We start from the raw sequence: 9,990 nt of genomic DNA on the forward strand, positions 1-9,990 counted from the left end.
AGGCAGCGGAGCCGCAACCAAAATCAACCGCAGAGAGCACAAAGATTTCAAAAAAAATAAAATTTGTTGACATGTAAGGCGAAGACTCAGCAAAGCTGCACAATTTGCTCCCCCTTCCCTTTATTAAAAAAGGGAAGGGGGCCGGGGGGTTAGGATCTTTAGCACAAAAATTTTCGCATCCCGCTAAGCGGGATTATAAGTTTTGAGGGAAGTATTCTAATGCACTACATCTTTTGAGAGAAGTATTCTAAGGCAGCGGAGCCACAACCAAAATCAACCACAGAGAGCACAAAGATTTCAAAAAAAATAAAATTTGTTGACATGTAAGGCGAAGACTCAGCAAAGCGGCACAATTCGCTCCCCCTTCCCTTTATTAAAAAAAGGGAAGGGGGCCGGGGGGTTAGGATCTTTAACACAAAAATTTTCGCATCCCCCTATAGCGGGATTAGAAGTTTTAAGGGAAGTATTCTAAGGCGCTACATCTTTTGAGAGAAGTATTCTAAATTTCGCTAAAATTAGGGATTTTAAGGGCCGGCTATAATAAGAATGTTTAATACATCAAGGAATGAAACAATGGTAAAAAAAATGACGTTTCATTGATCCCTATTATTTGTTTTGCTTAATCTTTACCTTTTTGCCTCACTGAACGAGTGCTATAGCCAGACAACTAACATGGCCCCCATGTTCAAAACGTTGCGGATTGGGTCAGAAAAGCCATAATCTACGAATTATTTGTTTGGGATTTTACGGCGCAGGGAACATTTAAAGCGGCCCAGGAAAAAATTACTTACCTCAAAGCGTTAGGCATGGACATCATCTGGTTGATGCCCATTTACCCCATCGGACAAAAAGGTCGTAAAGGAAGCCAGGGCAGCCCCTATTCTATGCGGAATTATTATGAAGTGAATCCCGAATTTGGCAGTAAAGAGGATTTTAAACATCTGGTTCAGGCCATCCTTCAGACCGGCTTAAAAGTAATCATTGGTTTTGTGCCAAACCATAGCGCTAATGACTATGTGGAAATGGCCTATCATCCCGACTGGTTTATGCGCGACGAAAAGGGGAACTTCACACGGGAAGTCAAAGAATGGAGCGATATTACCGACTTTAATTATGACAATCCACAGTTGCGCAAGCACATCATTGATATTTTAACCTACTGGATTCGGGAATTCGACATCGATGGCTACCGCTTCGATGTGGCCGGTATGGTTCCGGACGATTTCTGGCAGCAGGCCGTTCCTAAAATGCGCTCCATTAAGAACGATCTATTTTTGCTGCCGATTACAGCTGGGCCCTGCTATACGCTTTTCAGGACGTGCAGAAATATTCCAAAACCGTGGAGTAGCTGCTGAATGTTTACCAGAGCGAATACAAACAGTACTTCCCACAAGGCTACTTTCTTAACTTTATCGAAAATCACGATGAAAAACGGGCGGTTAAACAGTTTGGCAGGGAAGGCCTGCAACCTTATGCCACATTCGCTTTTACAACACCGGATCTGCCCCTGCTTTTCATGGGACAGTAATTTGGTGATGAATTACAATGGTTCAGGTCGTCTGTTCGAAAAAACTACGATTGGCTGGCAAACTTTCGATTCCACACTCTTTTCTTTTTAACAAAAATTGGTGCGCCTACGCCATGTTTTTCCCTTTAATGCCGCTACCTGGCAGGTTTTGCAATCGAACAACCAGCAACGGACAGTGGTTTTTGAAAATGTTCTGGATAGTCAGGCTGTGGTGGTGGCTTTAAACTTTGACGACAAAGCACAAGTCATTAACTTTGAACTGCCGGAATCGTTGCACTTTTTAAAACAACAAAAAGTTAAAGAGTGGCTTTCCGAAGAGGAAGGTGTGTTACAGAAGACAAAACAGGTTACGCTCGAAGCACAAAGCGCAAAGATTTTTGTTGGTCCCCGCTGATGGGCTGAAAAAACTTGGGCGTTACCGAATAAAGTGACGCCCAAAAAGTATTGCCATCCATGGCCCGTGTACACTTCGCCTTATCGACGATCTCCCATGCCAAAGAAGAGGGATGGGTCATCCAGAAATTGCAGGGCCTTTTGAAGCACAGCGTAATGCGCGTCTTCTTCTTTGGCCAGTAATTCATAAAACTGTTTGATCTTTTCGTCCTGGGCTTTCTGAGCAGCTTCTTTGTAAAAAAAGCGCGTGGTGTTTTCCAGATCCATGGCCATCTCAATAATTTCCTGATCATCCACGCCTTTTTCTCCCAATTCTTCGATGGCCCCTTCCAATTGTTCTTTCAGGCGGTTAAAAATCATCTCGAAAGTGGTGGGCTCACGATCACTAACCTTAAGCTGGTCAACCGTGTTGTTGGTTACCGCTTCGTACAGATTTTTAAAGCGTTGAATATGATTTTTTTCATCATTAGCCAGGCGTTCCAGCATGCGCCGGCCAACGGAATTTTTTACTTTCTGTGCGGATTCACTGTAATATTTAAAACCCTCTTCTTCAAGCTGAATCGATTTTTGTAGGACTTCCTCAATGGTTTTAGGAAATTCAGACATGACGCCTCTCCTTTCTGTTAAGTCGTTTCTTTGGGAACTTACAAATATAAACTGTGCTATTCAACAAAATTGTCTGTTTTTTCTCATACCTTTTAGCTTACTGCACGGTAATGCTAAAATACGCTCTGCAATAAACAGGTTGTGTAAAATGGCTGGTTCCCAATTTCACTCAAAATCTCAAATGTTTTAAATTAAAGACTGCAGACCATCAATGTGTCGAATTGATGATTTTTAATCAAAACGCGTTAGTGGCTTAAGGGGGGTAGGGCCAGAAGCCAGCCGGCCGGGCCAATTTCTTACTTTTAATAAAATTGAATTTTTTATACTTTGAATGTAAGAATTTATTATATTAAAGTTGATCAAAATAGGAACAAAAAAATGGGTTAAATGAATAATTATTAACGTATTACAAAAAATAAATGCGTGTTGGCATTATTTTTGTTTTTAATTGTGTGCTTAATTAAATTTAACGTGAAAAAATTCATGTTCGAATCAGAGATTTTGAGATAAAGCAGGAAGGAGTTTTTTATGAGTAAACGAAAGATGGTAACCATAGATGGTAATCAGGCTGCAGCTTATATCGCACATAAAACGAACGAAGTCATTGCCATCTATCCGATTACGCCTTCTTCTCCTATGGGTGAATGGGCGGATGAGTGGTCAGCCCGGGGAGTGAAAAACATCTGGGGCACCATTCCGCGTGTTACAGAGATGCAGAGCGAAGGCGGCGCTTCTGGCGCGGTTCACGGTTCGTTGCAAAGCGGGGCCTTAACCACTACGTTTACCGCCTCACAGGGCTTGCTTTTAATGATTCCCAATATGTACAAAATTGCCGGTGAATTAACCTCTACTGTGTTTCATGTTTCGGCCCGCTCCATTGCTGCGCAGGCTCTTTCCATTTTTGGCGATCATACAGATGTGATGTCCGTTCGGCAAACCGGTTTTGCCCTGATGCCCTCAGGCAATGTTCAGGAAGTGATGGATTTTGCTTTGATTGCCCAGGCATCCACTCTCGAATCGCGTGTACCGTTTTTACATTTTTTTGACGGTTTCCGTACCTCGCACGAAATTTCCAAAGTGGAGGAAATCGATGAACAGAGCATACGTGCTATGATCGATGATGACCTGGTACAGGCCCACAGAGAGCGCGCATTGAATCCAGAAAAACCTTTTATTCGTGGGACTGCGCAAAACCCGGACGTTTATTTTCAGGGCCGGGAAACGGTTAATCCTTATTACCAGAAGACCCCGGAAATTGTTCAGAAGGTTATGGACAAGTTTGCTAAATTGACGGGGCGTCAGTACCATCTCTTTGATTACATTGGGCATCCGCAGGCGGAACGCGTCATTATTTTGATGGGCTCCGGCGCAGAAGCCGCGCACGAAACCGCTGAGTTCCTGGCTGCCCAGGGCGAAAAAGTGGGCGTGATTAAAGTGCGTCTCTACCGCCCGTTTTCCATTAAACATCTAATTCAGGCCTTGCCTCAAACAGTGAAAAGCATTGCTGTACTGGACCGTACCAAAGAGCCGGGGTCGGCCGGTGAACCTCTCTATCTGGATGTGGTCAATGCTTTTGTTGAAGCCCAGTCTGAAGGCTGGTTGCCTTTTGACTTCCCCAAAGTGATCGGCGGACGTTATGGGCTTTCTTCCAAAGAATTTACTCCGGCCATGGTGAAGGCTGTTTTTGATGAATTGAAGAAAGACAAGCCCAAAAATCATTTTACCATCGGCATTATTGATGATGTGAGCAACACCAGCCTGGAATGGGATCGTGATTTTTCCATTGAACCGGATGATGTCTTCCGTGGTATGTTTTATGGCCTGGGCTCCGACGGAACCGTGGGCGCAAACAAAAACTCCATCAAAATCATCGGTGAAGAAACCGACAATTACGCGCAGGGCTATTTCGTCTATGATTCCAAAAAATCTGGAGCCATGACCATTTCACACTTGAGATTTGGTAAAAAACCAATCCGTTCTACATATCTGGTTCATAAAGCGAATTTTATTGCGGTACATCAGTTCGTTTTCCTGGAAAAGTACAATGTACTGGAACATGCAGTACCCGGCGCTACCTTCCTTTTGAATACGCCCTATCCTAAAGAAGAGGTCTGGGACAAGCTCCCCAGAAAGATTCAGGAAGAGATTGTCAATAAAAAATTGAAATTTTACGCCATTGATGCCTACAAGGTGGCCCGCGATACAGGCATGGGCGGACGCATTAACACCATCATGCAGACCTGCTTTTTTGCCATTTCCGGTGTGTTGCCCAAAGATGAAGCCATTGCCAAAATAAAAGAGGCCATTAAAAAGACCTATGGTAAAAAAGGCGATCAGATTGTACAGATGAACTTCAACGCCGTGGATCAAACCCTGGCCCATCTGTACGAAATTGAAATGCCCGATAAAGTAACCAGCGATCTGGATTTTCTGCCGCCGGTTCCGGAAAATGCGCCGGAATTTGTTAAGGATGTGACTGCTACCTTAATCGCCATGAAGGGTGATGAATTACCCGTTAGTAAAATGCCGGCCGATGGTACCTTTCCCAGTGGTACAACCCAATGGGAAAAACGGAATATCGCGCTGGAAGTGCCGGTCTGGGATCCGGATATCTGCATTCAATGTAATAAATGCGTTGAAATTTGTCCGCATTCGGTCATTCGGGCCAAAGTGTATGACGGCGCCTTGTTAAAAGATGCTCCGGAAACATTCAAAGCGACCAAGGCAAGGGGCAAAGGCTGGCCGGAAGGTTACATGTACACCCTGCAGGTGGCTGTAGAAGATTGTACCGGTTGCGAACTGTGTGTGGAATTCTGTCCGGTGAAGGATAAACGCGAAGCTGGACGCAAAGCCATCAACATGGCTCCGCAAATTCCTTTGCGGGAAACAGAACGTCAGAATTGGGACTTTTTCCTCAATCTTCCGGAATACGACCGAACCAAGTTGCGTGTGGACACGGTTAAAGATGCCCAGTTCCTGCAACCCTTGTTCGAATTTTCCGGCGCCTGCCCGGGCTGCGGAGAAACGCCCTACATTAAGCTGGCCACCCAGTTGTTCGGCGATCGTATGGTCATTGCCAATGCTACGGGTTGTTCTTCCATTTATGGTGGAAACCTGCCTACCACGCCGTACACATTTAACAAAGAAGGACGTGGTCCGGCCTGGTCCAACTCGCTGTTTGAGGACAATGCCGAATTTGGTCTGGGCTTCCGTCTGGCCATTGACAAACACAATGAACAGGCCCGAGAGCTGGTTGAAAAACACAAGGACAAGATTGGCGCCGATCTGGCTGAAGCGATTTTAAGCGCCAAACAGGTGGATGAGGCTGATATCCAGGAACAACGGCAACGCGTTGAGGACCTTAAAAAGAAATTGGAAGCGCATAAGGATGATCCTGAAATCAAGAATCTGCTGAGTCTGGCGGATTATCTGGTCAAAAAGAGCGTGTGGATCATCGGCGGTGATGGTTGGGCTTATGACATTGGCTACGGCGGTCTGGATCATGTACTGGCTTCCGGCCGAAATGTTAATATTCTGGTTCTGGATACCGAAGTCTATTCCAATACGGGTGGGCAGATGTCCAAAGCCACGCCATTGGGCGCAGTTGCTAAATTTGCCGCCAGTGGTAAACCCCTGCCCAAAAAAGACCTGGCTTTACAGGCTTTGACCTACGGTAATGTTTACGTAGCCCGCGTAGCCATGGGCGCCAACGATACGCAAACATTAAAAGCCTTTTTGGAGGCCGAGCGTTACGATGGCCCTTCGATCATTGTTGCTTACAGCCACTGTATTGCTCACGGATACAATTTGAAATATGGAGCTCAGCAACAAAAATTGGCTGTGGAAACAGGCGAATGGCCTCTGTTCCGCTACAACCCGGAATTGATTGCTGAAGGTAAAAGCCCATTGATTCTGGATTCTAAGGAACCCTCTAAGAAAGTTTCGGAATATATGGAAAATGAAACACGTTTTAAGATGGTTCAGAAGATGAATCCGGAGCTGGCCCGCAGGTACATACAGGAAGCGCAGGAAATCGTCAATCGGCATTGGAAATTTTACAGCCATCTTTCCAAATTAAATTATTCATCCAATGGTCAGGAATAAGCAACACAGTGCTGGTCGCCCGAAATTTTGGGCGACCATTTGATTAACTAAAAAAGGAATAAGCTATGGATTTAAAAACAAAATATTTAGGTCTGGAATTAAAAAACCCGATTGTCCCCTCTGCATCCCCTCTGGCAGCCAATGTGGACACCGTGAAGAAAATGGAAGAAAATGGTGCCGCTGCAGTGGTTATGTATTCTCTGTTCGAGGAACAAATTGTTCATGAGCAAAAGGAGCTGGATGTTTTCCTCTCTCAAGGCACGGATTCTTTTGCCGAAGCGTTGAATTATTTTCCAGAGCCTGATGAATTCCACAATGTCCATGCCGAGGAGTATCTGGAACAGGTGCGCAAGTTAAAAGAAGCGGTGGATATTCCTGTGATTGGCAGTTTGAACGGCGTTTCTGCCGGCGGCTGGATGGACTATGCCAAAAAGATCGAGGAAGCCGGCGCAGATGCCCTTGAGCTGAATATCTATTACATTCCAACTGATCCGAATATGACTTCAGAGCAGGTGGAACAGATGTACATCGACGACGTCAAAAAGGTGAAAGAAACGGTTTCCATTCCGGTGGCTGTGAAGGTTGGGCCTTTTTTCACCGCTTTTGCCAACATGGCTCGACGCTTAACAGAGGCTGGCGCGGATGGATTGGTCATTTTTAACCGTTTTTACCAGCCAGACATTGACATTGAGTCTCTGGAAGTTGTTCATGATCTGGAATTCAGCACCTCCTATGAACTACGTTTGCCCTTACGCTGGTTGGCCATTTTGTATGGGAATGTTGAGGCCAGTCTGGCGGCCACAACTGGCATCCATACGGCAGAAGATGTTCTAAAAGCTGTTATGGCCGGCGCCGACGTTACCATGATGGCTTCGGTTTTGTTTCAGAAGGGCGTAAAACACATTGCCCGGGTGCTCAGCGACATCAAGTACTGGATGGAAGCCCACGAATACGAATCGATTGAACAGATGAAAGGCAGCATGAGCATGAAATCTCTGGCAGAACCAGCCGCTTATATGCGCGCCAACTACATGAAAACTTTACAGAGTATTATCTGACATTTTCAGCCCGGTGTTGGCCGGGCTTTCTTTCTTCTTTCTATGAAAAAGATCGTTATTCTAAAAGCAGGTAGTACCGACCCCGATTTGCAAAAGATCAGGGGCGACTTTGAAGACTGGATCATCCTTCATTCCGGGTTCCCACGAGAAAATTTTACAATCTTGCCGCTCATGCAAAAGGACTTTGTTCTGCACCCGGACGCCTGTCTTGGCGTCATCATTACCGGCTCACACGATATGGTAACCGATCAACCGCCCTATCTTACTACAGCTGTAACCATGTTACGTTCTTTACAAGCAAAGCGCATTCCTGTACTGGGCATCTGTTTTGGCCATCAGTTGCTGGCCCACGCTTTTGACGGGCAGGTGGCTGAAAATCCAACCGGGCCGGAATATGGTTCTGTGGAGATTGTTTTAACCCCCCAGGCCCGCATGGAGCCTCTTTTCTCCGAATTTCCCCTGACATTTAAAGCCTTTATGTCTCACCGGCAAAGCATCAGGCGCTTACCGGAAGGAGCCGTTTCTCTGGCCAGTAGCTCATCGGATCAAAATGCCATCATCTACCTAGAGCCAAATATGTGGGGCCTTCAGTTTCATCCTGAATTCGATCCACAGATTATGGAACACTATTTACACTCCCATTTTAAAGTGCCAGAATCCGCAAGCCCACCCTTGCTTGAAGATACTCCCACCGCCCGTCTCGTCCTTTCTCGTTTTGTTGACCTTTGTTACAAAAGCCGTTAATTCCTGAATGTTTGGTTTCCTGAAAGGAGTTTATTATTTTACACCTGTTACTAAATGGGGCTAGAATTTGTGTTTAAGTAAAAACAGAATCGGCTAAGTGCCCTGAATCCTTCCTGTCCGAAGCTTATTAAGAAGGGATTATGAACACTGGCCTTAAACGAATAATAGGTGGGGTAAAAAAACATACCTCTTACAGTAATCAGTTTAATCTTGACAGCAATGACAGTTACCTGAAGCAGGAGGAAAAACCATGAGTAGAATTTTTATTGGGATTTTAACGATGATCCTGGCGGTCAACATGAATGGATCGGCACAGACGATGAATGGCCAGCCATTTACACACACCTTTTCCATTGTGGCTATTGATACTCTGCATGGCGAAATGGGCGTGGCCGTGCAGTCGCATTGGTTTTCCGTTGGCTCCATTGTCGCCTGGGCCCAGGCAGGAGTTGGTGTGGTTGCCACGCAATCTCTGGTTAATGTCTCTTTTGGTCCCCGCGGACTGGCTTTGATGAAAGAGGGGAAGTCGCCGCAGGAAGCGCTGCATGAATTGTTGAGCAGCGATGAAGGAGCAGCCTACAGGCAAGTTGCTCTGCTTGATGCTCAGGGTCGTGTGGCAACGCACACGGGTAAAAAGTGCATTGCTGACGCCGGGCACATCATAGGAGATGGATTTTCTGTCCAGGCCAACATGATGTTGAATAAAAAGGTGGTGCCGGCCATGGCCGAGGCCTTTCAAAACAGCACAGGGCCTCTGGCCGAACGATTGGTAGCGGCCATGAAAGCAGCCCAGAAAGCGGGTGGGGACATCCGTGGGCAGCAGTCGGCGGCCATTAAAATTGTTAAATTGAAAGCCAGCGGTAAACCCTGGGAAGATACCGTCCTTGATTTGCGGGTTGAAGATCATCCGCAGGCTGTGGCGGAAATCGAGCGCGTGCTAAAGGTGTTCCGCGCCTATGAACACATGAACAAAGGCGATCTGGCCATCGAAAAAGGCGATGTGCAGGGCGCCTTGCGTGAATACGGGGCAGCCGAAAAGATGTTTCCTGATAATGAAGAGATGAAATACTGGCATGCCGTTTCGCTGGCCAATATCGGCGAAATTGAAGCTTCTCTTCCTCTGTTTAAAGAGGTGTTCCGTAAGGAACCCAATTACATCGAATTGACGCGCCGCATTGTGCCCAATGGCATGCTTAAAGTGAATGACGAACAGTTACAGAAGATACTGAAGGTGGGGAAATAGTCCGGCGCTGTGGTTGTTACGTTTGTCTGAAGCCTACACCGATTGTCATTTCGACCAATGTCCCTAGTGCGTCAGAGGAGAGCAGAGAAATCCTTGACAGAAATGAGGGCGAACATTTTCATTGTTGTGCCCAGGCGGTGAAGGCCTGTGCTGGCATGTCATTCTGAGTCCCCGATTTATCGGGGGCGAAGAATCCCCTACACTGGCAGACAATTCACAAGCATAACGTAACTCGAGCTTCAGCTCGAAACTTTGTAAGGGCGAAGCATTTTTTGAAAAGTCTTTCTTAAGAGCGATTTTAACTTTTACACAAA

General features: G+C 46.0%; 7 protein-coding genes. 6 read left to right on the plus strand and 1 reads right to left on the minus strand.

Annotation, left to right across the window (positions count from 1 at the left end; all coding sequences use genetic code 11):
• Window positions 1-719: 719 nt before the first annotated feature.
• On the plus strand, window positions 720-1,355 hold the full coding sequence (locus tag ACWB0I_RS05300) for an alpha-amylase family glycosyl hydrolase (protein ID WP_479387004.1): 636 nt from the start codon (window positions 720-722) through the stop codon (window positions 1,353-1,355).
• Between the two features lie 273 nt (window positions 1,356-1,628).
• Window positions 1,629-1,922, plus strand: a complete 294-nt coding sequence (locus ACWB0I_RS05305) for a hypothetical protein (RefSeq protein WP_479386998.1) — start codon at window positions 1,629-1,631, stop codon at window positions 1,920-1,922.
• An 80-nt stretch (window positions 1,923-2,002) separates the two neighbouring features.
• Here the strand turns inward: ACWB0I_RS05305 and ACWB0I_RS05310 are convergent, their stop codons facing one another.
• Window positions 2,003-2,527: a ferritin-like domain-containing protein gene (locus tag ACWB0I_RS05310; RefSeq protein ID WP_479386999.1), complete on the minus strand. Its 525-nt coding sequence runs from the start codon at window positions 2,525-2,527 to the stop codon at window positions 2,003-2,005.
• Window positions 2,528-3,055: 528 nt separating this feature from the next.
• On the opposite strand from ACWB0I_RS05310, the gene nifJ reads away from it, so the two are divergent.
• The 4 genes from nifJ to ACWB0I_RS05330 all read left to right on the plus strand — a co-directional run bounded on the left by nifJ (window position 3,056) and on the right by ACWB0I_RS05330 (window position 9,676).
• A complete protein-coding gene (gene nifJ, locus ACWB0I_RS05315) occupies window positions 3,056-6,631 on the plus strand; it encodes a pyruvate:ferredoxin (flavodoxin) oxidoreductase (protein ID WP_479387000.1) in 3,576 nt (1,191 codons plus the stop codon).
• Between the two features lie 65 nt (window positions 6,632-6,696).
• On the plus strand, window positions 6,697-7,689 hold the full coding sequence (locus tag ACWB0I_RS05320; RefSeq protein ID WP_479387001.1) for a dihydroorotate dehydrogenase-like protein: 993 nt from the start codon (window positions 6,697-6,699) through the stop codon (window positions 7,687-7,689).
• A gap of 42 nt (window positions 7,690-7,731) precedes the next feature.
• On the plus strand, window positions 7,732-8,433 hold the full coding sequence (locus tag ACWB0I_RS05325) for a glutamine amidotransferase (protein WP_479387002.1): 702 nt from the start codon (window positions 7,732-7,734) through the stop codon (window positions 8,431-8,433).
• A gap of 250 nt (window positions 8,434-8,683) precedes the next feature.
• The gene (locus tag ACWB0I_RS05330) at window positions 8,684-9,676 is read left to right on the plus strand and encodes a DUF1028 domain-containing protein (protein WP_479387003.1); all 993 of its coding nucleotides are present in this window, start codon (window positions 8,684-8,686) and stop codon (window positions 9,674-9,676) included.
• The last annotated feature ends 314 nt before the right edge of the window (window positions 9,677-9,990 follow it).

The sequence above is a fragment of the Caldithrix sp. genome (assembly GCF_056497305.1).

Bases quoted from the DNA above. Each gene is read 5' to 3' on its own strand.
- ACWB0I_RS05310 (WP_479386999.1), bottom strand. From the start codon at position 2,527: ATGTCTGAATTTCCTAAAACCATTGAGGAAGTCCTACAAAAATCGATT.
- nifJ (WP_479387000.1), top strand. From the start codon at position 3,056: ATGAGTAAACGAAAGATGGTAACCATAGATGGTAATCAGGCTGCAGCT.
- ACWB0I_RS05320 (WP_479387001.1), top strand. From the start codon at position 6,697: ATGGATTTAAAAACAAAATATTTAGGTCTGGAATTAAAAAACCCGATT.
- ACWB0I_RS05325 (WP_479387002.1), top strand. From the start codon at position 7,732: ATGAAAAAGATCGTTATTCTAAAAGCAGGTAGTACCGACCCCGATTTG.
- ACWB0I_RS05330 (WP_479387003.1), top strand. From the start codon at position 8,684: ATGAGTAGAATTTTTATTGGGATTTTAACGATGATCCTGGCGGTCAAC.